A 23,867-nucleotide genomic window follows, 5' to 3' on the forward strand; every position below is an offset into this window, starting at 1 on the left:
GTTAATTGAACTTGTCGACCAGCTTTTCCAGAGGGGAACGTTGATCAGGCTGTGGCTCTGTATCGTCGCTGTCCTGCGTGACAGTTGGCTTTTCTACGGGCTGCTTGGATGCTTGCTGCGGTGCCTGTTGCCTGGCAGAGGATTTGTCTTTGTGGGGCTTTGTTCCGGTAGAACTGCGCGGGGGGGCGACACGCAGGGACACGGCGTTCATAAATTTGCCGCTATCACCGGCTGCGAGTGCAACAGCCCCATCTGAAATACCGCGCAGCAGATCATCTAGCCAGGCCTCATCGGCTTTGGGAAAATCCCGCAGTACATAGCCAGCAACCGCATCTTTGTGCCCCGGATGCCCCACGCCTAGCCGGACTCGGCCATAATCAGCACCGATATGGGAATGCAGCGAGCGCAGCCCATTGTGACCTGCGTGCCCACCGCCCTGTTTGACCCGGCATTTGCCAGGTGCCAAATCCAATTCGTCGTGTAAGACGGTGACATCCTGGCTGGTCAATTTGTAAAAGCGCATAGCCTCACCAACCGACTGGCCAGAGAGATTCATAAAGGTTTGCGGCTTAAGCAACAGAACCTTGACGCCGCCGAGGGTGCCTTCACAGATCTGGGCCTGGAATTTGGTCTTCCAGGGCGAAAACCCATGATCTGAAGCGATCTCGTCCAGTGCCATGAAGCCGATATTGTGCCTGTTGCGGGCATATTTGGCACCGGGGTTCCCGAGCCCTACCAAGAGTTTCATCGCCTGTCTCAATCCATCTTTAGCCCGTGCAGCAACGCAGCTGCCCGCCGGGAGCCCAGTCGCTGTCATTAAGGCTGTATGACCAGATTATTTGTAAAAATCCAGAGCAGCAATCGGCAGTCAATGAAATGACGCGCCTATACCTGCGGACCACACTTAGGCACCGCGCTGTGGGAGCAAATAGTCCGCATCCTTGCCCAGCAGTTGGGGCGGAATAGGATCCGTTATGGTCTCGCCGCCAAATTTTGGGGCATCAAAGCTGAAGCCCCGTAAAATCCTGAACAACAGCCTTCTGCGCAGTCTTGCTTCTTCCTGTTCTAGCCTATCCAACATCACACATCACCCCTTACGTATGTAGGAGAAGTCTGGCGATAAAGTGCAAACGAGTGGTGTGCAGCTGCGAGGATTCTGTTTAGAGCTTGTCCCTTTTTTTGGACAGTTTTTGCGGAATTATGGGAGTTTTTATTGTGTGCAGATAGGAAGGGGGACCCGTCAGAAGTTCGGTGCAAATACCCTCGAAATGCTACCAAAAAAACAAAACGGGGCCCCAAAGGACCCCGTTTCATCACATCCCTAAAGGGAGATGATTTTAGCTTTCTGCGGCAGCTTCTTCTTCGCCACCTTCTTCGTCTTCATCTGCGGCAGAGATGCCACCGGGTGCTGCAATATTTGCAATAACGAAGTCACGGTCGATTGTGGGACGCGCGCCTGTAGGCAGTTCGATCGACGAGATGGTGATCACGTCGCCGATCTGGCTGTTTGCCAGGTCAACGGTCAACTTCTCAGGAATGTCACCAGCGGTCACAACCAGTTCGACTTCGGGACGAACCACGGCCAGCATGCCGCCTTTCTTGACGCCAGGGCAGGTGTCTTCGTTGATGAATTCAACCGGGATGAACAGGTTGATTTCCGAAGTGCGGCGCAGGCGCATCAGATCGAGGTGAGTTGGCAGATCTTTGACAACATCACGCTGAACGTCGCGGCAGATCACGCGGACGTCTTCCTGGCCTTCTACTTTCAGGTTCCACAGGGTGGACTTGAACTTGCCAGCTTTCAGTTTTTTCAACAGGACGTTGAATGGGATCTGAATCGAAAGCGGATCCGCGTCACCACCGTAAACAACACCAGGAACCATGCCAGCACGACGTGCTGCGCGAGCGGCGCCCTTGCCCGTCCCCGCACGTTCCTCGGCGACGAGATCAGGAATCTCTTTTGCCATTTGTATTCTCCAATATAGTCTGAGTAGGGTGCCTCCAAGGCTGTCACCCCACGTGAAGGCCTGCCCTTACAGGGGATTGGGGATTCCCGCAAGAGGACAGTTGGTCAGCGAATAAAAATTGGGGGCGCTGCCCCCCGGCCCAGGGCCTCCCCCTGGGATATTTTTCGCCAAATGAAGCCGGGCAGAGCGGGGACTGACAAAGAGAGACAGAAAAAGGAAGTTTTAAAAGCCCTGGGCTAATCTGGAACACTGTATTCTTGTTCTGGAGTTGCCAAGGTGCTGCGTCTTTTTGCTCTGTTTTTGCCGACCGTGATCCCTTCCTGGCGGTTTTTCAAGACCGTGGCCCCTTCGCCGCGGATTGAATATCGCCTGATTTCGGGCGAGAGCAAGGGCAGGTGGCAGGAGGATCGCCCTCGGCCGGAGCACCTGGGAGGGTGGCAAATCCTAGGCCGGATGTTGTGGAACCCTGACTGGAACGAGCAGTTGTATCTGGTCAGCTGTTCTGAGCGGCTGATCGAGGCGCCAAGTCAGCATAGCATTGATGAGATCAATCTGCGGGTTGCCAAGGCCCTGCCTGCTGGGTCAGGGGACTTGCAGTTTCGGCTTGTGTTTTTGTCGCGTGAGGGCAAGCAGATCGTCAAATTGGTGGAATATGAAAGTGCTCCGGTATCTCTGGCCAGCCTGAAGGGAGCGTCAGCGTGAGTGTTATGGACGTTTTTCAGCAGGGGCTTACAGCGGCGCAGGCGATGGGCTGGATGCAGGTGTTGCTGTCCTTTGCCATAGCGCAGCAAAGTCTGGAGCATTTGGCGCGGGGGGATCGGATGATCTTTGTGCCACGCCTAATACTCTGCGTTGTCATGGGCCTGGGGGTCGGCGGTGCCTGGCCGGTCTGGGGGCTTTGGGGGATCAGCCTTGCGATGCTCTGGCGTTATCAGGGGCCCTATAATGGTGGCAGTGACAAGATGACGATGCTGATCCTCAGTTGCTTGAGCCTGGCCCATATGGCGCCGACACCGTTTTGGCAGGAGATGGCCCTGTCCTATTTGGCGGTGCAGTTGGTACTGTCCTACTTTGTCTCGGGATGGGTTAAGCTGGTGAATCCAGAGTGGCGGCGCGGCGAGGCCTTGTGCGATGTGTTTCGCTTTTCGGCCTATCCAGTGAGTGAGGGACTGAGGCGCCTGGCCGACCAACCGCGTTTTCTATTTGTGATGGGCTGGGCGGTGATCCTGTTCGAGCTGGTCTTTCCGCTCTCGCTCTTGGATCCTGTAGCGTTAAAGCTGGCGCTGCTCTGCGCTGCCGGGTTTCATTTTTCCAACGCCTGTTTCTTTGGCCTGAACCGGTTTTTCTGGATCTGGCTTTGTGCCTATCCGGCCCTGATCTGGTTTCAGGACCGGATTTTTGGCTAGGTGGGGGCAGGATTAGTCCTGCCAATCACCTTCAAAATCCTTTGGGATCAACAGATTGTGTCGCCCGAGATTTTCGACGCTGCGCTCGCCACAAAGTGCCATGGTGGTATCCAGTTCTTTCTGGATTACCTCCAGCGCCGTGGTGACGCCTTTTTGCCCCATGGCACCCAGCCCATAGACAAAGGCGCGGCCAATCATCGTGCCATCAGCGCCCATGGCCAAGGATTTCAACACGTCCTGGCCAGAGCGAATGCCACTGTCCAGGATGACTTCAACCTCACCGCCAACGGCATCCAAGATTTGTGGGAGCATGCGGATTGAGCTGAGCGCGCCGTCCAACTGCCGTCCGCCATGGTTGGAGACGACAATGGCATCAGCCCCGACCTTGACGGCCATCTTGGCGTCTTCTGCGTCCAGAATGCCCTTGAGGATCACCTTGCCGCCCCACATCTCCTTAAGCTTGGCAATCTTGCCCCAGTCCAGCGAGAGGTCGAACTGTTCAGAGGTCCAGGCCCCCAATGAGGAGGCATCGGAGATGCCTTCGACATGACCGACAATATTGCCAAACTCGCGCCGTTTGGCACCGAGCATTTCAATACCCCAGGCCCATTTGGTCATCAGATTGGCAATGGTCTTGGGCGTCAGTTTTGGTGGCGCGGACAGGCCGTTTTTCAGATCCTTGTGCCGTTGGCCCAGGATCTGCAAATCTAGCGTAATCACCAGGGCCGAGCAATTGGCGTCCTTGGCCCGCTGGATCAGACGGCGCACATAGTCTTCGTCGTTCATGGTATAAAGCTGGAACCAGAACGGCTTGCTTGTGGCCTCGGCGACATCCTCGATCGAGTTGATCGACATGGTAGAGAGCGTGAAGGGTACGCCAAAGGCTTCGGCGGCCTTGGCTGCTTTGATCTCGCCATCAGCATGTTGCATGCCGGTAAGACCCACCGGGGCAAGCGCCACTGGCATTGAGACATCTTCGCCGATCATCTTGGCGGCCGTGCTGCGCCCAGACATATCCACGGCCACGCGTTGGCGCAGGCGGATCTGCTCGAAGTCGGAGGTGTTCTCGCGAAAAGTCTGTTCCGTCCAGCTGCCGCTTTCTGCGTAGTCAAAGAACATCCGCGGCACGCGCCGCTCATAGATGCGTTTAAGATCCTGGATATTGGTGATGACCGGCACGGATGAACCCTCGTTTTGATGTGGTAAGGTTTCCTTACCAATTTATACCTCTTACTGCAACACTCTGAGTGGCCCAGCGCAAAATGCAAAAGGCCGCACCCAAAGGTGCGGCCCAGTCTAGCAGGATCAAAATCCGCTAAAACTACCCTTTATGGGCGCCTTCCGCGAGCGATTTGACAAAGGCCAATGTATCGGGAACGGATTGGCTATCAGCCATTTTGCTGACGATGGCGCTGCCAACGACAGCTCCATCTGAGATCGAGGCGATATTCTGTGCCTTTTCCGGTGTGTTGATACCAAAGCCAACGATGACCGGCAGATCGGTGGAGGCTTTGATCCGGGCCACTTCGGGGCCGACGTCGCCTGCCTGGGCTTCGGCAGCACCGGTGATGCCTGTCACAGAAACATAATAGACAAAGCCAGACGTGTTTTGCAGCACGGTAGGCAGGCGTTTGTCGTCCGTGGTCGGGGTCGCCAGACGGATGAAGTTCAAACCAGCTTGTTGCGCCGGGATGCAGAGCTCGTCGTCTTCTTCTGGGGGGAGATCGACCACGATCAACCCGTCGATGCCCGCGGCTTTGGCATCCACCAGGAATTTTTCGACACCTCGATTGTAGATCGGGTTGTAGTACCCCATCAAAACGATGGGGGTGGTGCTGTCTTCTTTGCGGAACTCTGCTGCCAGCTGAAGGGTTTTTTCCAAGGTCATGCCGACATCTAGCGCCCGCTGACCTGCCAGCTGAATTGTTGGGCCATCCGCCATGGGATCGGTAAAGGGCAGGCCAAGTTCGATGATATCGACGCCAGCGGCGGGCAGGCCCTTTACCAGCTCTAGCGAGCGATCATAGTCTGGGTCGCCAGCCATAACATAGGACACAAAGGCCTTTTTGCCGGCGGCTTTGAGTTCGGCGAATTTTGCGTCAATACGGGTCATCAGTGGGCCTCTTGCAACTTACCGCTCCGGTGTGCCGAAAGTTGCAAGGGAAATCAATCCCGCCGCAGGGCTCAATTGCGTTTTGCAACTGTTAGTCCAGCGGAATATGCCAGCGCAGAGTGAGGGCATTTACACCGGGGTTGATATCGGCGGTTGAGGCATTGGATTTATGACTGAGCGCAAGGGACAGGGCCTTACCACTTTTGAATCGTTTCCCAACCGCGAGCTGGCTGCGAATCTCAAATGTTGAGCCAAGATCATTCAAGGCGGTCCCTTCAATATAGGCACCTGGCAGCACGCTTGCCTCGATAAACCAATCCTGTTGCAGATCCCATTTTCCGCGCACACCTCCGCCAAGGAAGGCATCGCCAGTTTCAACCAACTCGATCGCTCCTGCGAGCTGCGCAGAAAAGACGCGTCCCTCGTAAAAGGGGCGATGGATATACTCCATCGATAGGATCACGCCATCCTCAGCGCCGTGTCGAGAATAATCGGAATAACCTGCACCAAGAACGATTTCCTGGCTGAAAGCGGAGCTAGCCAGCGCCACGGATAAGGCAGCTGAGAGGGCAATTCTATTTTTCATTTCTTTCCCCATAACATCTTGGAACTCGGGAGGAGATAGGGTCGCGATTGTTCGTTTAAACCTGCCCACACGTTTACGAGACAATTTGTGAAGGCGTTTGCTACCTTTCTCGATCAAAAGCGGTGCGTCAACATATATGAGAGACCCAGCGCCAAATGGCATTGCTGGCTTGCGCCGGGGGACAATGCTGCCTAGAAGCCTTTCCCAAGTGGCATCAGGAGGCTGAGATGGGCTTTAAAATGGGAATTGTGGGCCTGCCGAACGTCGGCAAGTCGACCTTGTTCAATGCATTGACTAAAACCGCATCGGCGCAGGCTGCGAATTTTCCGTTCTGCACCATCGAACCCAATGTGGGTGAAGTCGGCGTTCCAGACAGCCGCCTTGATAAACTTGCAGCGATTGCTGGCTCCAAACAGATCATCCCGACGCGTATGACCTTTGTGGATATTGCTGGTTTGGTAAAGGGCGCCTCCAAAGGGGAAGGGCTTGGCAACCAGTTCCTGGCCAATATCCGTGAAACCGATGCAATTGCACATGTTTTGCGCTGTTTCGAAGACGGTGATGTGACCCATGTCGACGGACGCGTTGATCCGGTGGCGGATGCTGAAACCATCGAAACCGAGCTGATGCTGGCGGATCTGGAAAGCATCGAGAAGCGACGCGCCAATCTGGTCCGCAAGCTCAAAGGCAATGACAAAGAGGCCCAGCAGCAAGAGCGCTTGCTGGCCCAAGCCCAGGCGATGCTGGAAGAAGGTAAGCCTGCGCGGTTGGTTGAAGTCGACGATGAGGATGCCAAGGCCTGGAAAGTGTTGCAGCTGCTGAGCACAAAACCAGTGCTCTATGTTTGCAACGTTGGTGAGTCGGAATCTGCTGAAGGAAATGCCCATTCTGCGAAAGTGGCAGAAATGGCGGCGGCGCAGGGGAACTCCCATGTGGTGATCTCGGCGCAGATCGAAGAAGAGATCAGCCAGCTCGAAGCCGAAGAAGCGCAGATGTTTCTGGAGGAAATGGGTCTTGAAGAGGCCGGACTCGACCGGCTTATCCGCGCAGGCTATGAGCTGCTGCACCTGGAGACCTATTTCACCGTCGGCCCCAAAGAGGCCCGCGCCTGGACCATTCGGCAGGGTACCTCTGGGCCACAGGCTGCTGGGGTGATCCACGGCGATTTTGAAAAGGGCTTTATTCGCGCTGAAACCATTGCCTATGAGGATTTCATCGCCTGCAATGGGGAACAGGGCGCCAAAGAAGCGGGTAAGATGCGTGCAGAAGGGAAATCCTATATCGTCAAAGACGGCGATGTGATGCACTTCCTGTTCAATACCTGAGCTCCTGCGGCTGCTGCCTCTGTCCAGGTGGCCTGGGTTTTCTCATATCCAGATGCTCAGAGTTCTCATGTGATCCCAAAACGCCCGTGCAACGCATTTGCACGGGCGTTTTTATGTGCGCTATCAAAGCTGCAACTGTGCACTGTGGGCCTTGTCGGGGCCGCGGTGCAAGTGCTAGGCCGGATTGCCAGAAACGGTGACTGCGGTGGAGGCAGCCATGATTAAACTGATTATCGACACGGACCCGGGCATTGATGATGCCATGGCGATTTTTTATGCTGCGGCAGCAACAGACATCGAGTTGCTGGGGCTCACGACGATCTTTGGCAATGTCACCACGCCGATTGCCACGCGCAACGCACTGCGCTTGTTGGAAAAGGCGGGTTTGGAACTGCCAGTGGCTGAGGGCGCGCATGGGCCGCTCTCTCTGCCGCCCTTTGCCCCCTCTTCCCAGGTGCATGGACAAGAGGGCTTTGGCGACATCCCAGCCGAGGACCCCAAAGGCGTGCCCGTGGCCGAAGACGGCGCTGATTTTCTGATCCGTATGGCGCGCGAACATCGGGGCGAACTGGTGCTCTGCCCGATCGGCCCTCTCACCAATATCGCATTGGCCATCCAGCGGGATCCCGAATTTGTCAGAAACCTCAAACGTATCGTCATTATGGGCGGTTCCCTCGAGGAAGGGGGCAATATCACCCCCCATGCCGAAGCAAATATCTACCATGACCCCCATGCGGCGGATGTGGTTTTTGCCGCCGGAGGCGAGTTGCTTATGGTGGGGCTGGATGTCACCCATCGTATTTTGTGCACCAAGGCAGATTTTGCCTCTATTGCCGCGCAGTCGCCCGAATTGGGGGGGATGTTGCAGTCCATGTCAGAGTTTTATCTGAGGTTCTATGAAACCGTCGGAAAACTTGATGGCTGTTCCTTGCATGATCCCGCAGCGGTGATCGCCTGTTCCCACCCAGAGCTGTTCAAGGTCAAAAAAATGCCAATTCATGTGTCCTGTGAGGGGGAAACTTCAGGTGCGACCCTGCAAGCGCCCAAAGGCAGCCGAGGGGCGACAGCTGTGTGCCTGACAGTGGAGGCCGAGACGGTGAAAACTCTGTTTATGGCACGCCTGGCCCTTTTGCCCTAGGTGCCAGGCAACAGGCGTTATGGCGGCTGTGCGCGGGAATGGTGGGCCTTTGCCAGCTAGGGTGCGATCCAAAAACCAAACCTGCCCACGGTTTTGGTTTGCCTTCCCCTCGGGATCTTGCGCCTAAGGCCAGTCAGAAAAGCCGCGCCGCAGTTCGATGAGGTCTTCACCGTCGGGGCGCGAAACGATTGCCCTGTAGGCTCCAGGTGCCATATCGGTACGGCGTTTGAAAAAGTGGCTGAAACGGGTCGCATCGGGAAAGCCCAAGTCCGCCGCGATCTGTTTCAGTGGGGTGCCTGATTTTTCCAGGCGTACCTTGGCCTCTGCTGTCAGCCGCTCATGCACCAATTCACCTGGGCTGCGCCCGGTTTCCCGCTTGCAGGTTCGGTGCAGGCGATCATAGTCGATACCGAGCTTTTGGGCATAGTCGGCGACGGGCCAATGGGCACGGTAATGTAGCTCCACCAGATGGCGAAACTGTCGTAGTATATGGGTCTTTTCCATGCCGTTGTCGCCCTTCTCGGGGTGGTGAAGCCGCAAGGCGCCAATAAAGATCAGGCGCAGCTGTGCAGAGAGCGACATCGGAGATTGTATTTCGGCCTCTGTTAGTTCGGTGACAAACCAGTGGACCAAGGCCATGATCTGCTCCAGGGGCGCTGGTTGCTGTAGCGGAGCGAAAAACGGGTGCTCCGTGAGCATACGCAGATGGACGGATTCCGCGCGTGCGCCGATTGAATCCAGAATGATTGTATCGCTCAAACCCAGAATGCGGGCACGGGCACCTGCCTTCAGGCATAGCGTGGGACGTTGGTCAACTGGCCAATAACATAGCGCGGGCCCAATGATATCCTGTTCGCCTTCTCCGACCAAAAGCTCGCCTTGTTCTAGTAATAGCAGCGTTGAAAACCCGTCAGGTAAGCGGAAACGCAGCACTCTGTTGTGTAGCGCTTCTGATTCATCCTGTGCAGTTGCGTAGCTCTTGTTCATTCGGAATGCCATTTTTTCACAATACTTGTCCAGAAATGAGCATTTCATGTCAATGTATTTCAATCATACTAGGGCGCAGGGAGGCAGGCTTTGGCCTGATGTGGAATTATGGCAGCATTGTCAGCGCAACAGCGGTCCGCTGTTGATTACAGGCTTGAGCGAGTAAGCCCGGTAGATGGGCGTGTGGTTAGCCTCGAGACGGCCTATGATAAGGAGCAATGTCTGGGCTTTACCGCACAGGCTGCGGCGGCTTTTCCTCGATGGTCAGGTTTGCAGGCTGCAGAGCGCGCGGGTTTTCTGGTGGCTGCTGCCCAGGAGTTGGAGAAGCGGCGGGACGATTTCCTGGCTGCAATGGCAGATGAGATCGGCGCACCTGTGGAGTGGGCTCTGCAGAATCTTAACTTCGCTGGAGAAATCCTGCGCGAAACCGCCACATATGCTCAAGAGGTAGAGCAGGTTGAGCCGCTCCCCCAGAGGCAGGGGCTAAATAGTCGGGCGGTGCGCATGCCCTGCGGGGTTTGCCTTTGTATCTCGCCCTGGAACGCCCCCCTGGTGTTGGGGGCACGGGCGATCGCCATGCCGCTGTTGTGTGGCAATACCGTGTTGCTGAAAGGAAGTGAATTTGCCCCACGTACCTTCCGGCTGTTTGGCGAGGTGCTAGAGGCCGCAGGGCTTCCTAAGGGAGTTGCTCGGGTGATTTTGACCCGCGCCGAAGACAGCGAAGAGGTGGTTGAGGCATTGATTGCTTCTCCTGTGGTGCGCCGGGTGAATTTTACGGGCTCTACCCGGGTGGGAAGGCGGGTGGCGGAACTCTCGGCCAAGCATCTCAAGCGCTCCCTGCTCGAACTGGGTGGACAATCGGCAATGCTGGTTCTTGGCGATGCGGATATCGACCTGGCAGCTGCTGCGGCTCTAGAGGGGGCCTATACAAATCAGGGGCAGGTTTGCATGTCGACTGAGCGTCTGATTGTCGCCGATGACCTTGCTGATGCGCTGATTGCCCGTATCGAAGAAGGGCGCCGGAAACTGAAATTTGGCGATCCGCGAAACCTGGCGACTCAGGTCGGCCCTGTCATTAGCATCGACGCAGCAGAGCGGCTGAGCGGGTTGATCAGTGACGCAATGTCTAAGGGCGCAGAACTGGTTGGCGGCGCGCGTGCGAGGGATGCCTTTCTTGAGCCGACCCTGCTGGATCGGGTTGAACCGGATATGCGCGTCTATCGCGAGGAGGTGTTTGGTCCAATCTTGGCGGTGACCCGTGTCGCAAATGATCTGGAAGCGATTACCGTTGCCAATGACAGTGAATACGGCTTGGCCTGTTCGGTGTTCAGCGCGAATGAGGAGCGCGCTGAAAATGTTGCACAGCAGTTGCATAGCGGCATTTGCCATATCAACCGATGCACCATCGATGACACGCCCCATGCGCCCTTTGGTGGCGTAAAATCAAGCGGTTACGGCCGTTTTGGGGGGCGCTGGGCGATCCACGAATTTACCGAGCTACGCTGGCTCACCAGTGCTCGTAGATCTGAGGCCTAAGGCGAAGGTCGCAGATAAGAACAAAAACCGGAGGAGGAAACCATGACCTATAAACTGAAACGCCGCGCGATGGTGTTTGGCGCTGGTGCAGCGCTTGGCATCTCGACCTTGATGACATCTACTGCCCTGGCAGCAGAGCCGATCAAATTTGGTGTTGTTGCGCATCTGACCGGGCCTTTGGCTGGTGGGGAGGCGGTGACCCATACACCCAATATTGAATTCTGGGCCAATCAGGTCAATGCGCGCGGAGGCCTGAAGGTCGACGGGGAGATGCGTCCTGTTGAAATCATCACTTACGATGACAAGACAAACCCCGCCGAACATATCAAAGCGGTTCAGCGTCTGGCCACTCAAGATGAAGTCGACTTTATGTTGTCGCCCTATGGCACTGGCTTCAACATCGCGGCTGCTCCGATCTACGCAAAATACAATTACCCGCTGGTGGCCGTCAGCGCTATCACTGACCAGATCCCAACCCTGACCAAACGCTTTCCCAATATGTTCTTTACCCTTGGCACCACCTCGGGTTTTGTCGAAGGGGTGCGCGATACTCTGGTGACAATGCGCGATGCCGGTACCATCGGTAACCGGGTGGCCATGGTCAATGTGGCAGATGCCTTTGGTATCGAGCTGGCCGACAAAGCGCGCCCAATGCTGGCAGAGGCGGGTTTTGAAATCGTCTATGACAAATCCTACCCGCTGGGGACACCGGATTTGTCTCCGGTCATCAAGGGCGCAAAAAACGCAGAGCCAGATGCCTTTGTGGCCTGGTCTTATCCCCCAGATACATTTGGGCTGACCGAACAGGCGATCATTGAAGACCTGAATGTAAAGGTCTTCTACACAGCCGTTGCCACCGCTTTCCCTGCCTATGCGGGAAAGTTTGGTGCAAAGATTGAGGGCAACATTGGTGCAGGCGGGGTGAACCCGGATACGCCGATCATGCAAGAATACCGTACCAATCATAAGGCGGTCACAGGCAAGGAGGCCGATTACTGGGCCTCTGCGACCTACTATTCCAGCCTGCAGGTTCTGGAACAAGCGATCGAAGGTGTCGGCACCATTGATCGCGCTGCGACGGTGGAGTTCATCAAGACCAACAGTTTTGACACTGTGATCGGCACAATATCCTTCGATGAGAATAACAATTCTGAACGTTACTGGTCTGTGGGGCAGTGGCGTGACGGTGTGTTCCGGGCAGTTGCTGACACCGGCATGGGAGATTCTGTTTCCGCGGTTGCCAAAGACGGTTGGAACTAACTCCTGCTGATTGATCCGCCCGGGATCTCGGGCGGATCACACTGATTAAAGGCTAAGTATCAATGGATATTCTTCTGTCCGGGCTTTTGCTGGGCGGCACCTATGCGCTTATGGCGATGGGGCTAAATCTACAATATGGGGTGGCGCGGATTATGAACCTGGCCAATGGCGAGATGCTGGTCCTTGGGGGGCTCGCCGCCTTTTGGCTGTTCACCTCAGCCGCTATCAGCCCTTTGCTGACAATTGTCATTGTCGCACCGCTGGCCTTTGTCGGCAATTGGCTGGTCTATCGCTTCTTGCTGCTGCCCCTGGTGAGGCGGGCCAAGAACCAAGGTCAATTGGAGGTCGATTCAATACTGGCCACCTTTGGTATGAGCTTTGTGCTGGTGGGCGTCATGGTCTCGATCCATGGGGAGTATTTCACCTATTCCTTCCTAGCGGATCCCTTCACCCTCTTGGGGAATACCGTGGCGCTGAACAGATTGGTGGCCTTTGTGGGGGCCTGCATCATCGGCGGCGCGCTCTATTATTGGCTGAACCGCACCTATTCAGGTACAGCTGTGCGTGCTGTTTCGGTCAGTACCGAAGCCGCCGGGCTGGTTGGCATTAATGTTGACCGGGTTTCTGCCCTTGCCTTTGCCATTGGGGGCGCGGTGACGGCTGTTGGCGGCACGTTGATTTCGACCTTTATTACGCTGGATGCTTCGATTGGGGTGATCTTCACCATGAAGGCGCTGATTATTCTCATCATGGGCGGTGTCGGCGATATTCGCGGTGCCATCATCGCCGCACTGATCCTCGGGCTGGTTGAGACAATCGTTGCCACCGTGATTGACCCTGGCCTCACCCTTGTTGCGGCCTATGCCATCTTCCTTTGTGTGCTGCTGTTTCGACCGCAGGGCCTGTTCGGAAGGAAAACAACATGAACAGGATTGTTACGTACAAGCTTGCCCCTGGCGTTCTGTTGCTCGCGGCGGCAGCGGTCTTGCCCCTTGTTTCAGATGGCTATTGGTTGTCAATTGCCACCACAGCGATGATGTATATCGCCTTGTCGACCAGCTGGGCGCTGTTTTCTGGCCCGACCCACCTCATTGCCCTCTCCACCGGCGCATTTTTTGGCATTGGCGGTTATCTGGTTGGCACCGGCATGAGCGATTACGATCAGAGCTTTTGGACGATGGCGCAGATCGCCCCTGTGGTAGCCACAGCCTTGGCGCTGCTTGTGGGGCTTGCGACCCTGCGCCTGTCGGGGGTCTACTTTGTGATCTTCACCCTGGGTCTGGCTGAGATGGTGCGCAACCTGGTCTCCTGGGTGCAGAATAACTTCCTCGGCTCGCGGGGGCTCTATGTGCTGACCGATTTCACTGAGGCACATATCTACTGGATGTTGCTTGCGGTGGCTGCTGTGGTTTTTCTCGCAGGGAGCTGGATCAACCAATCGCGTCTTGGCTTCGCGTTGCGTATTATTGGGAATGACGAAGAGGTCGCCCGCCATGTTGGTATCAATACCGCCTGGTCTAAGGTCATCCTGTTTATGACCACTGGCTTTTTCGCGGCTCTTGTTGGGGCCATCGTGGCTCCGCGCTATTCTTACATCGAACCCAACGTGGTCTTCTCACCTGAGCTCAGCTTTATGGTGGTGATCATGGCGCTGCTCGGCGGGGTTCACCGGCTATGGGGCCCATTGGTCGGCGTCATTCCTTTCACCTTGGCCTGGGAGGCCATCACGGTGTCCTTTCCAAACTCAACAACTTTGTTTCTTGGCCTGTCGTTCCTGTTGATTGTCTACCTCATTCCCCACGGCTTCACGGGCCTGTTTGAAACCATGCTCGGAAGGATGCGCAAATGACGCCCGGGGATCGAATTCTACAGGTGCAAAACCTGACAAAGCGTTTTGGCGGTCTCGTCGCTGTCAATGATCTCAGCTTTGATGTGCGTGTACACGAAGTGATGGGGATCATCGGCCCCAATGGGTCTGGAAAATCCACTACCATGAACCTAATTTCTGGCGCGCTGAAGGCCTCCAGCGGGGCAATCGTGCTGAAGGGCGCGGATCTGATGCCGCTGCCTCCGCATAAAATCGCTCGGCTGGGCGTGGCGCGAACCTTTCAGCTGGTGCGTATCCTGCCCAAGCTGACGGTATTGGAAAATGTCATAGCAGGTGCTGCCTTTTCCCATAAGCCGCGTTGGGGTGCAGAGGCCGAGCGCTTTGCATCGGATCTGTTGGACAGGCTAGAGCTGGGGGACAAGAAAGATCTCGGCGTTGATGCCTTGACCTATATTGACCAAAAACGGCTGGAACTGGCCCGTGCGCTGGCCTCTGAACCTGAGGTTCTGCTGCTCGATGAATGGCTTGCGGGGCTCAACCCCAGTGAGTTGCAAATTGGGATTGCGTTGATCGCGGATCTGCGGAGCGAGGGGCGCACCATCATTCTGGTTGAACATGTGATGGATGCTATTCGCTCCCTCTGTGATCGATGCGTAGTGATGAACTCCGGCACCAAGATCGCCGAAGGCACACCTGCCGAGGTTTTGTCTGATGCGGAAGTGATCCGCGCCTATCTGGGAGAAGGGTGATGCTGAGTATCTCTGACCTATCTGTGTCATATGGGCTGCACCGTGCCCTTTCTGGCGTGTCTCTGACCGTTTCGCCAGGCGAAATTGTTGTCATGCTGGGGGCGAATGGGGCCGGCAAGAGCTCGCTTTTGCGCGCGATCGGCGGAATTTGTGAGGGGCAATGCACAGGTCGGATTGATCTGAGCGGAAAGAATATTTTGTCGCGCAAAGCGGACGAAATTGTTGAGGCAGGGATCGCCTTTGTCCCTGAAGGACGCGGGATATTTGGCGATCTGACGGTCTGGGAAAACCTGATGCTGGGGGCCTACTCCAAGCGCGGACAGAGTGGCAAAGATAAGAACCTGAAATGGGTGTTGGAGTTGTTTCCCAAATTGGCCGAGCGCAAGAGCCAGGTGGCGCGGACAATGTCGGGCGGCGAACAACAGATGGTTGCCATAGGCCGTGCGATGATGGCGAACCCCGAAATTCTGATGCTGGATGAACCCTCGCTGGGGCTGTCACCTCTCTTGTGTTCTGAACTCTTTGGCAATCTGGCGCATATCCGAGAGATCGGCATGGGGGTGCTTTTGGTTGAGCAGAACGCCAAGCAAAGCCTGGCCATCGCGGATCGGGGATATCTGATCGAAAACGGTGAAATCACCGGCGAGAACGCGGCTGATGCCATGTTGAATGATCCAGCTGTGCAGGCGGCCTATCTGGGCGGCGGAGCCGCGGCCAAAACTTGAAGTGAGGGAGGAATTACTGTGCTCAAAGGCAAGAAAATCATCGTTACTGGCGTTGCCTCCGGTATCGGCGCTGAAACCGCCAGGCAGCTGAAGGCTCAAGGGGCCGTTGTTATTGGCGTTGACCGCAATGCCCCCAGCATGGCCGTCGATCGCTTCCATCAGGTTGACCTGATGGATGAGGCGGCATTGGATGCAGTGATAGAAACCCTGAAAGTTGAGCAGGCGGATGGGTTGGCCAATATTGCTGGGGTGCCACCAACGGCGCCGCCTGAGGTGGTGGTCACAGTCAATCTGGTGGCCCTAAAACGCTTGACCCTGGGGCTGGTCGATAGCCTGGCCGACGGCGCGGCGATTGTGAACCTCGCCTCGCTCGCGGGGATCGGATGGGAGTGCGAAACCACCCGCATCCAGGCCGCAGACACGCTGGATCACGCTGGGGTCCTTGCGTTCTGTAAGGACCAGGGGATCACCCCCGACTACAGTTACTTTTTCACCAAACAGGCTTTGGTCGCCTGGACCCATGAGAACCGCTGGACCTGGCGGGACCGTGGCATTCGCATGAATGCGGTTAGCCCAGGGCCTGTCGAGACGCCGATCCTGGCCGATTTTCTGGAAACCCTTGGCGCGCGCGCTGAGGAAGACATGAAAATTATGGATCGTCCCGGAACCCCAGCAGATATCGCCCCAGTGGTTTTGTTTTTGCTCTCAGAGGGCTCTGTCTGGCTGCGCGGGGTGAACATCGCAACCGATGGCGGGATGCGGGCCAATATTGATGCAACCTCAAACGGGCTGTCGTGAACTGAATTCCAAGGAGTAAACACATGAAAATTTCCATGTTGATTGGTGGCGCTGAGGCGACCGCCCTAGATAGTCGTACCTTTGAACGTCGCGATCCGGTGACAGGAGAGGTGGCGACAATCGCCCCAGCTGCGGGTGTGGCGGATGCGCTTGCCGCCGCCAAAGCCGCAGCTGCAGCTTTTCCTGAATGGTCGCAAACTGGGCCAGGTGCACGTCGGGAATTGTTGCTCCGGGCGGCCGATGAGTTGGAGGCGATGACCCCGGATATCATCACAACGGCTACGGCGGAGACCGGTGCAACAGCTCCCTGGACCGGGTTCAACTGCACGTTGGCGGCCGGAATGCTGCGCGAAGCGGCCTCGATGACCACACAGATCACTGGAGAGATTATCCCTGCCAACAAGCCGGGCACCCTGGCAATGGCGCAACGCAAACCCCTTGGGGTCTGTTTGGGAATTGCGCCTTGGAATGCACCCATCATTCTGGGCACGCGTGCGGTGGCCATGGCGATCGCCTGCGGCAATACCGCGATCCTGAAGGCCTCGGAGCTTTGCCCCGCTACACATCTGGCCATTGGCGAAGCCTTCCGGCGTGCCGGTTTCCCCGATGGGGTGGTGAATGTGGTGACCAATGCGCCAGAGGATGCCGCAGATGTGGTCGCGGCGCTGATCGCGGCCCCCGAGGTGCGTCATATTAACTTTACCGGCTCGACTGAGGTTGGTCGGATCATTGCGCAAAAGGCGGCTGCACAGCTGAAGCCGGTCCTGCTGGAATTGGGCGGTAAGGCCCCTTTGATCGTACTCGAAGATGCCGATATTGACGCGGCCGTGAATGGGGCGGCCTTTGGAGCCTTTATGAACCAGGGACAAATCTGCATGTCGACCGAGAGGATTATCGTTGTCGACAGTATTGCTGATGCGTTCACAGCTGCGCTTGCAGCAAAGGCAAAAGCGCTGCCAGCGGGGAACCCGCGGGATCAGGTTGTTCTGGGGTCTCTTGTCAGCACTGAGGCAGCCGAAAAGATGGATCGCCTCATTGCCGACGCTAAGGCCAAAGGGGCGCGTGTTGTGGCGGGGGGATCCCGCGACGGGACCATTGTAGAGGCCACGGTGATCGACGGTGTGACGCCTGAAATGACGATCTACTCGCAAGAGAGCTTTGGTCCGGTAAAGCCGATCATACGTGTTAAAGATGAGGCAGAGGCGATCCGTGTCGCCAACGACACCGAATACGGCCTCTCAGCGGCGGTCTACTCCTCCAACATTCAACGTGCCATGGCGGTTGCTGACCAGATCGAGAGCGGCATTTGTCATATCAACGGTCCGACCGTCAGCGATGAGGCTCAGATGCCGTTTGGTGGGGTCAAGGACTCAGGCTATGGCCGTTTCGGTGGCAAGGCTGCGGTTGACGCCTTTACCTCACTTCGCTGGGTGACCATTGAAGACCCAGATCAACACTACCCATTCTAGTGGCGAGGCTCTGTAGAAAGCTGCAACAGCGGCGTCGTGCCTTGTGTGGCACCCACATTTGAAACTGAGCGACTTTTGCCCATGCCCTAAAAGAGGGATCGTCCCTTATTTCAGCGCAGCTCCGGTTTGGGGCTGGGTTGCTTTTTGTCAGCGTGGGTTTCAAGGAAGCGCAGGCTGCTCAATATACCTGCGGACGGACCATTTATTTGCCCCCCCTTCGGCTGTTTGCTGATTTACCTCAGCGGGGTTTTATGGCTTCTTAGCAGCATAGATTTGAGCCCAACCTCACACCAGAGACTCTGTCTTTGTTGGGGCCGTGGGCAAGGGTATTGGGACGAGGATATTGCGAGAATGAAGAGTCTTGATGATGTGGATCCAAATATCCTGATTGGCTACGAGTCTGGCCAATATTGGCAAAACCGCATGGATCTCATGTATTATTCCTATCTGGACTATATTGTTCGGACCCTCGGAAAGAATGCGAAATCTATGATCGACATTGGAACCGCGAACTGTCCCTACCTTGAGTGGTTCGACTGGATCCCGGAACGAGTGTCCTTTGACATGGCTGAGCCCTATCGGTCCTCGACGGTGGAGGGGATCCAGGGGGATTTTCTGACGCATGACTTTGGGGGCAAGAAATATGACGTCGCGACATGCCTGCAGGTGCTTGAACATGTGCCAGATGTTATACCGTTTGCCCGCAAGCTGCTGGAGATCAGCGATTTGGTCATCGTGACGGTCCCTTATGAATGGCCGGCAACAGCGGCTGACGACCATATTCACGATCCCATTGGCAATCGAAAGCTCTTGCGATGGATGGGGCGCAAACCCAACTACCGCCAGGTTATCAAAGAGCCCTTCCGCGGTGCCGTTGGCCGGAGGCTGATCGCGGTCTATGAAGCCGATAAGGCTGCCCGTTACGGTCGCAAGGATTTCAAAACGCGGATTCGGCGCTCGCGCTTTCCGACAGGGGAGCAGAGCTAGCTGTTCCTGTCGACCTTGGAACTGGGGCAGATGAGATTTGGGGTATCCTCTTCCATCATTCGTGGGGCGAGAGCGGGCGATCTGACGCCGCCTTTGCTCTTTTGGCATTAAGGCTTCCCTAAGGGGCGTTAAGATTGGTCACTGCGGGCAGGGAGCCTGACCGCAGGCGAAGCCGTCTTATGGAACTACGCCGCAGTGATTTTTCAAAGCGTGCCTCTGGCAGGTGTTTTGAAACGGTGCGGCAAGGCCGACCGGGCGGTCGCTTCCACCACAAGGCCATGTCTTAACGAGGGAAGGCAGGATTATGAATTTCGTAAGAGAATCTGCCCCCTTCAAGGGAGCGACTCGGGACTGATTCTCGCCCCAATTGGAGCTCTTGTGGCGGTAAATCACCCATTCATTACCGAAGTCTTGCGCTCAAAGAGGTGTTTTGCCGATCACCGGGGGCATAAAAATGCACGTTTTTACAGGGATTTGCATAAAACCTTAAGGAGAGTCTTAACGCTGGGTGGCCTTTTGAGCCGTTTTAGCGTCATTCTGGGGCATCAATAACCGGGGGGTTAGAGAATTGTTAACGCTGCCACATTCTGTCCACTATTTCGTCCACCACGCGCAAGATTGGGCCCCATTCCAGCCGCACGACTGAACAAACATGTCGATGTGGGAATTTGGAGTGGAAAATGAAACGACTAATCGCTGTGGCTGCGGCCTACTTGCTTGCAAGTATGCCCAGCGGCGCGAGGGCGGGTGATCCGCAATTTGGAGCTCGATCGTTACCTGGGTGGGAAGCGGTTGGACGTCTGAATATCTCGGGACGCAATATGTGTACCGGATCCTTGATTGCGCCAAACTTGGTACTGACCGCGGCCCATTGCCTGTATGATCCGGCATCTGGACGCGCGATTGATCCGACGACGATCAAATTTGAAGCGGGCCTGATGGGGCGACGTTCCAAAGCGGCGCGAAACGTTGCTAAGGCTGTGATCCATCCTGGCTATCAACATAGTTACAGCGGCAACTCGCTGATGGGCAGTGACATTGCTGTTTTGCGCTTGTCGCGACCGATCAGTTCGAATGAGATCCAGCCGTTGCGCATGTCCATGAATGCCGATCGCGGCGACGCTGTAGGCGTGCTGTCTTACAATTTCACCCATGCGACGCGCCCCAGTTTGGAACGCAGTTGCGAGGTCTTGGCGAGGCAGAAAACGACATTGGTGATGTCCTGCCTGGTGGATTTTGGAGCATCGGGTGCGCCTGTGCTGCAGGTGATTCCGGGTCGTTTGCCCAAATTGGTCTCGGTGATCTCTGCAAAAGCTGCGATGGGGACCAAACCGGTGTCGATTGGTACAGCGCTTGATTCAACCCTGTGGCGCTTGATGCAACAGGCGGGTTAACATCAGATACGTCCCTCCTTGGCGACGTTCCCACGGAACCTGCTGCTAGAATGGCAGTAGGAGACGGGGCACAGATACGCAGGGGGCATGGCCCTTTAGGGCGCTGGACAGAGCACAAGGGCAGGGGAGGCAAACTGGTTGGAACATGCGGAGGCTTCACCCAAGACATCCTGCGGGTGTGTGGCTGAGAACTTGTTGCGCTATGGTTCACGAAATGCCTCTTGCGATTTGTACAGAGGCTTTAACAGATAGTTCAGGACGGTTTTTGAACCGGTCTGCAATTCCGCGGTTGCCCGCATGCCAGGACGGATTTCGATGCCAAGCTGGCGCTCGGTTAGATCAGAACGATCAACCCGGACCGTGACGCGGTAATAGGGTTCGGCGCGTGGGTTGCGCTCGTCTTCAAACGTATCCGCAGAGACAAAATCGACCTCGCCATTGAGGGCGCCGTAGATCGTGTAGTCATAGGCGGAAAGCTTAATCGTAGCGGGCTGACCAGTTTGAACACTGGCAATGTCCTTGGGGTTGACGCGTGCCTCGACAAACAATTCCTCACCCATTGGGATAATCTCAAAGATCTCTTCCCCTGGGCGCACAACGCCGCCAATGGTGGTTACGCCTAGGCTGTTGACGATGCCGGACATGGGCGAGGTGATAACGGTACGGTCCAGTTGGTCTTGAGCCAGTCGTTGATCCTGGCGCAGCGAAGCCAGTTCGCGCAGGGCTTCCGAGTATTCCTCCGCCAGTTTTAACTCATTCTGAGTGCCAATCTCATTGAACTTTGCCTGGGCATCAGTGGCTGCCTTTTGCGAACGGTTCACTTCGATCAGGGCAACGATGTTTTGCTCATAGAGCTTTCTCATGTTGGCCAGCTCGTCGTTCAACTGATCGAGAATCTTGCGTGCACTGGTCCGGCGGCTGTCAAAATCTCCTTGACGGGCGTTCAGCAGGGCGCGTTCCGATGCCAGGATCTCTGCCGAGCGGTTGGCAAGATCATTGGGGACTGAAAACTCATAGGCCCCATCCATTTCTGCTTCCAGTCGGAACTGTTTGATCTCCAGGGTGTCGATCTGGTCTTGCAGCTCGTCTGCGATAGTGCGGAACTTGGTGTCTTGAAGTTTGGCCAGAACCTGACCAGCGCGGACTTCATCGCCTTGGCGCACATAGAGTTCAGCCAGAATACCGCCTTCGAGGTTCTGTACGATCTGCGCTCGGGAAGAGGAGACCACTTCGCCTTCGCCGCGCACAATTTCATCCACTGAGGCAAAGGCCGCCCAGCCGATGAACAGCAACAGGGCTGCGCCGACGAGGTAGACAATGCGGCTGGCGCCACGGGCGCTTTCGGCGAGATCATAGTGCGCGGAGGAAGTCATTTACCTTCTCCTGCCGCGAGATGGGCCAGAACTTTGTCGCGCGGGCCATCCACCACCATGCGCCCGTCTTGCAGGATCAATGTGCGGTTGGTCAGCGACAGGATGGGCATCCGGTGAGTAGCAATGACGGCGGTGCGCCCTTGCAACCAGGTTTCCAACCGGCTGACCAGAGTGCGCTCTAGGGTCTGGTCCAGCGCGGCGGTTGGTTCATCCAGCAGCACAATGGAGGGGTTTTGCAGCCAGAGCCTTGCCCAGCCAATCGACTGGCGTTGTCCAATTGACAGGCCGCCGCCACCATCACCGATATCCAGATCCAAACCTTTGTGGTGGCCGCGGACATAGGCGCCGAGCCCTGAGAAGTCCAAGGCTGCCATCAGGCGAGTATCGTCCCGCTCGAGCTGGTTGAGGTTGAGGTTGTCGCGCAAAGAACCGGCGAAGAGCCGCACATCTTGGCTGAGATAGCCGATATTGCGGCGCAGATCGCGTGGGTCGATCTGTCCCATATCGGTGCCATCAATCATGATCCGGCCTGCATCAGGGGAGTAGAGGCCCGACAAAAGCTTGATCAGTGTGGATTTACCCGATCCATTGACGCCCAGAACGGCCACGCGCTGTCCAGGGGTGATGGCAACACCAGGTACATCTAAAGTGGGGGCCGCATCCTCGTCGTAGCGGAACACCACTTCGCGAAGCTCAAAGCGGCCCTGGAGCTGCTCACGGCGCAGGTAGCTGCGTTCTGCCTCCATCTCCTGTGGGGCGCTGGCGATGGCCTCCAGTCCTTCCAGAGCACCCTTGACGTTGCTCCAGCGTGCCAGGGTGGCAGCAAACTGGGTCAGCGGCGCCAGAGTGCGGCTGGTCAGGATACCCGTGGCAATGATGGTCCCAACGGTGAACTCACCGGCAAAGACCAGCAGCGTGCCCAAAACCACGGCGGTGATATAAGTGGCCTGCTGAATGCCCTGGGACCAAAAGGTGAGGGCGCTGGCAAGACGGCGCTGTTCGGTGGAAGAGTGCGACGACAGCACATTCAGCTCATCCCAGTTGCGCATGACACGATCTTCGCCACGCTGGGTTTTCACGGTGTCGAGTTCGGTGATAACCTCATGAAGCAGGCGGCCAGCCTTTGCATTGGCGCCCTGGGTCTGGCGGGTCAGCGCGATCATCTTGCGCTGCATGAAATAGGCTGGAAGCAGCATCAATACCCCGCCCACCAAGATCACCCAGACGATGGGCCCAGCGATGGAGGCCACCAGGAGCAGGAAGACGGCGATAAAGGGAATATCGGCGAGGGTGGAAATGGTCGAAGAGGTAAAGAACTCGCGCACGGCACCAAAATCGCGCATGGCTGCAAACAGACCTGACGGTGGCAGCGGTTTCTTGTCCGAGCGCATGCCGATGAGGCGACGCATCAGATTGTGTTGGACCGACAATTCGATCTGCCGTCCGGCGGCATCCGTCAGCCGGGCGCGGGCGACTTTCAGCAGAGCTTCCAGCATGATGGCCAGGAAGGCACCGATGGCCAATACCCAAAGCGTGGCATGGGACTGATGCGGCACCACCCGGTCGTAGACCTGCAAGGAAAACAGCGCGACAGAGACGGCCAAGATGTTAGCAACCAAAGAGCCCAGCATGATCTCGCCCACCTGACGGCGGTATTTGGGGAACTCGCCCCAGAACCAGTGGTCGCTTTCCAGCTGGGGCGTATGTCGGGCCGCCATCTGTTTGAGCGAGGGACGGGCCACCACCAGAGTGCCCGTAAAAAACGGTGTGAACTCTCCCATGGGCACTTCGGTGCGATTATCCGGGCAGGTGGTGTCAAAAATGCTGAGCCGTCCCTGGTCCTGGCCTAGGACCAGCACGCATTGCCCCCCCTTCATCATAGCCAGGGCCGGCCAGTCGCTAGGGGTCAGTTCGCTCCGGCGCTGCAATTTGACCTGCAACCCGGTCGACCCCAGCGCCTGAGCCAGGCTTTCTGCGGAGGAGTCACCGGGATTGTTGCTCCACATGAAACTGGCGATATCGCCAGAATGGGCTTCGGTGCCTTTCAGGGAGGCCAGCGTGGCAATCAGGGTGGCACGATGTTGGATGCGGGCAGAAGCGCCTTCGATCAGGGTGCCTACTTCTCGGCGCCCCCCCTTTGCGACCTCGGTTTGAGCGCTGGCTTCGGGCCGGGCAGGGGCATTGGAGGCCCGCGGGTTGGCCATGGCCGAAGAGGCCGGGGCCGAG

Annotated in this window: 22 protein-coding genes; 14 read left to right on the forward strand and 8 right to left on the reverse strand. The window is 56.6% G+C overall.

The features are described 5' to 3' along the window. Position 1: 1 nt before the first annotated feature. The gene (gene pth, locus MED193_RS17490; protein ID WP_009811089.1) at positions 2 to 748 is read right to left on the reverse strand and encodes an aminoacyl-tRNA hydrolase; all 747 of its coding nucleotides are present in this window, start codon (positions 746 to 748) and stop codon (positions 2 to 4) included. A 589-nt stretch (positions 749 to 1,337) separates the two neighbouring features. Beyond that, a complete protein-coding gene (locus MED193_RS17500; protein WP_009811091.1) occupies positions 1,338 to 1,967 on the reverse strand; it encodes a 50S ribosomal protein L25/general stress protein Ctc in 630 nt (209 codons plus the stop codon). A gap of 276 nt (positions 1,968 to 2,243) precedes the next feature. On the opposite strand from MED193_RS17500, the gene MED193_RS17505 reads away from it, so the two are divergent. Next, on the forward strand, positions 2,244 to 2,669 hold the full coding sequence (locus MED193_RS17505) for a hypothetical protein (protein ID WP_009811092.1): 426 nt from the start codon (positions 2,244 to 2,246) through the stop codon (positions 2,667 to 2,669). Between the two features lie 5 nt (positions 2,670 to 2,674). Next, on the forward strand, positions 2,675 to 3,373 hold the full coding sequence (locus MED193_RS17510; RefSeq protein ID WP_009811093.1) for an HTTM domain-containing protein: 699 nt from the start codon (positions 2,675 to 2,677) through the stop codon (positions 3,371 to 3,373). Positions 3,374 to 3,385: 12 nt separating this feature from the next. On the opposite strand, the gene MED193_RS17515 is transcribed toward MED193_RS17510, so the two are convergent. The 3 genes from MED193_RS17515 to MED193_RS17525 form a co-directional block, all read right to left on the reverse strand. Next, complete coding sequence (locus MED193_RS17515) at positions 3,386 to 4,552, reverse strand: alpha-hydroxy acid oxidase (RefSeq protein WP_009811094.1); 1,167 nt, start codon at positions 4,550 to 4,552, stop codon at positions 3,386 to 3,388. A 142-nt stretch (positions 4,553 to 4,694) separates the two neighbouring features. Then, a complete protein-coding gene (gene trpA / locus MED193_RS17520; RefSeq protein ID WP_009811095.1) occupies positions 4,695 to 5,486 on the reverse strand; it encodes a tryptophan synthase subunit alpha in 792 nt (263 codons plus the stop codon). Between the two features lie 91 nt (positions 5,487 to 5,577). Further along, positions 5,578 to 6,072 carry an acyloxyacyl hydrolase gene (locus tag MED193_RS17525; protein ID WP_039966348.1) on the reverse strand — a complete coding sequence of 165 codons (495 nt, stop codon included), beginning with the start codon at positions 6,070 to 6,072 and terminating at the stop codon, positions 5,578 to 5,580. A gap of 227 nt (positions 6,073 to 6,299) precedes the next feature. Between MED193_RS17525 and ychF the strand changes: the two genes are divergently transcribed. Next, complete coding sequence (ychF, locus tag MED193_RS17530; RefSeq protein WP_009811097.1) at positions 6,300 to 7,397, forward strand: redox-regulated ATPase YchF; 1,098 nt, start codon at positions 6,300 to 6,302, stop codon at positions 7,395 to 7,397. Between the two features lie 217 nt (positions 7,398 to 7,614). Then, positions 7,615 to 8,535 (forward strand): nucleoside hydrolase, encoded by a 921-nt coding sequence (locus MED193_RS17535; protein ID WP_039966350.1) that lies wholly within the window; start codon positions 7,615 to 7,617, stop codon positions 8,533 to 8,535. 123 nt (positions 8,536 to 8,658) lie between these two features. Here the strand turns inward: MED193_RS17535 and MED193_RS22360 are convergent, their stop codons facing one another. After that, positions 8,659 to 9,522: an AraC family transcriptional regulator gene (locus MED193_RS22360; RefSeq protein ID WP_009811099.1), complete on the reverse strand. Its 864-nt coding sequence runs from the start codon at positions 9,520 to 9,522 to the stop codon at positions 8,659 to 8,661. A gap of 108 nt (positions 9,523 to 9,630) precedes the next feature. Between MED193_RS22360 and MED193_RS17545 the strand changes: the two genes are divergently transcribed. The 10 genes from MED193_RS17545 to MED193_RS17590 all read left to right on the forward strand — a co-directional run bounded on the left by MED193_RS17545 (position 9,631) and on the right by MED193_RS17590 (position 20,268). Then, positions 9,631 to 11,058, forward strand: a complete 1,428-nt coding sequence (locus MED193_RS17545; RefSeq protein WP_050757603.1) for an aldehyde dehydrogenase family protein — start codon at positions 9,631 to 9,633, stop codon at positions 11,056 to 11,058. A 42-nt stretch (positions 11,059 to 11,100) separates the two neighbouring features. Next, a complete protein-coding gene (locus tag MED193_RS17550) occupies positions 11,101 to 12,318 on the forward strand; it encodes an amino acid ABC transporter substrate-binding protein (protein WP_009811101.1) in 1,218 nt (405 codons plus the stop codon). A 62-nt stretch (positions 12,319 to 12,380) separates the two neighbouring features. After that, positions 12,381 to 13,244 carry a branched-chain amino acid ABC transporter permease gene (locus tag MED193_RS17555; RefSeq protein ID WP_009811102.1) on the forward strand — a complete coding sequence of 288 codons (864 nt, stop codon included), beginning with the start codon at positions 12,381 to 12,383 and terminating at the stop codon, positions 13,242 to 13,244. Continuing rightward, positions 13,241 to 14,167 carry a branched-chain amino acid ABC transporter permease gene (locus MED193_RS17560; protein WP_009811103.1) on the forward strand — a complete coding sequence of 309 codons (927 nt, stop codon included), beginning with the start codon at positions 13,241 to 13,243 and terminating at the stop codon, positions 14,165 to 14,167. The genes MED193_RS17555 and MED193_RS17560 overlap by 4 nt, the downstream gene beginning before the upstream one ends. Continuing rightward, a complete protein-coding gene (locus MED193_RS17565; RefSeq protein ID WP_009811104.1) occupies positions 14,164 to 14,895 on the forward strand; it encodes an ABC transporter ATP-binding protein in 732 nt (243 codons plus the stop codon). Before MED193_RS17560 ends, MED193_RS17565 begins: the two co-directional genes overlap by 4 nt. Next, on the forward strand, positions 14,895 to 15,620 hold the full coding sequence (locus MED193_RS17570) for an ABC transporter ATP-binding protein (RefSeq protein WP_009811105.1): 726 nt from the start codon (positions 14,895 to 14,897) through the stop codon (positions 15,618 to 15,620). Before MED193_RS17565 ends, MED193_RS17570 begins: the two co-directional genes overlap by 1 nt. 18 nt (positions 15,621 to 15,638) lie before the next feature. Continuing rightward, positions 15,639 to 16,418, forward strand: a complete 780-nt coding sequence (locus MED193_RS17575) for a coniferyl-alcohol dehydrogenase (protein WP_009811106.1) — start codon at positions 15,639 to 15,641, stop codon at positions 16,416 to 16,418. Positions 16,419 to 16,441: 23 nt separating this feature from the next. Continuing rightward, positions 16,442 to 17,887 carry an aldehyde dehydrogenase gene (locus tag MED193_RS17580; RefSeq protein ID WP_009811107.1) on the forward strand — a complete coding sequence of 482 codons (1,446 nt, stop codon included), beginning with the start codon at positions 16,442 to 16,444 and terminating at the stop codon, positions 17,885 to 17,887. Positions 17,888 to 18,238: 351 nt separating this feature from the next. After that, positions 18,239 to 18,874, forward strand: a complete 636-nt coding sequence (locus MED193_RS17585; RefSeq protein WP_009811108.1) for a bifunctional 2-polyprenyl-6-hydroxyphenol methylase/3-demethylubiquinol 3-O-methyltransferase UbiG — start codon at positions 18,239 to 18,241, stop codon at positions 18,872 to 18,874. A 680-nt stretch (positions 18,875 to 19,554) separates the two neighbouring features. Further along, complete coding sequence (locus MED193_RS17590; protein WP_083790492.1) at positions 19,555 to 20,268, forward strand: serine protease; 714 nt, start codon at positions 19,555 to 19,557, stop codon at positions 20,266 to 20,268. Positions 20,269 to 20,468: 200 nt separating this feature from the next. On the opposite strand, the gene MED193_RS17595 is transcribed toward MED193_RS17590, so the two are convergent. Both MED193_RS17595 and MED193_RS17600 read right to left on the reverse strand, forming a co-directional pair. Beyond that, positions 20,469 to 21,641: an HlyD family type I secretion periplasmic adaptor subunit gene (locus MED193_RS17595; RefSeq protein WP_009811110.1), complete on the reverse strand. Its 1,173-nt coding sequence runs from the start codon at positions 21,639 to 21,641 to the stop codon at positions 20,469 to 20,471. Continuing rightward, positions 21,638 to 23,845, reverse strand: a complete 2,208-nt coding sequence (locus MED193_RS17600; protein ID WP_085978319.1) for an ATP-binding cassette domain-containing protein — start codon at positions 23,843 to 23,845, stop codon at positions 21,638 to 21,640. The genes MED193_RS17595 and MED193_RS17600 overlap by 4 nt, the downstream gene beginning before the upstream one ends. Positions 23,846 to 23,867: the final 22 nt, after the last annotated feature.

Source organism: Roseobacter sp. MED193, assembly GCF_000152965.1.
Taxonomy (GTDB): domain Bacteria; phylum Pseudomonadota; class Alphaproteobacteria; order Rhodobacterales; family Rhodobacteraceae; genus Pseudophaeobacter.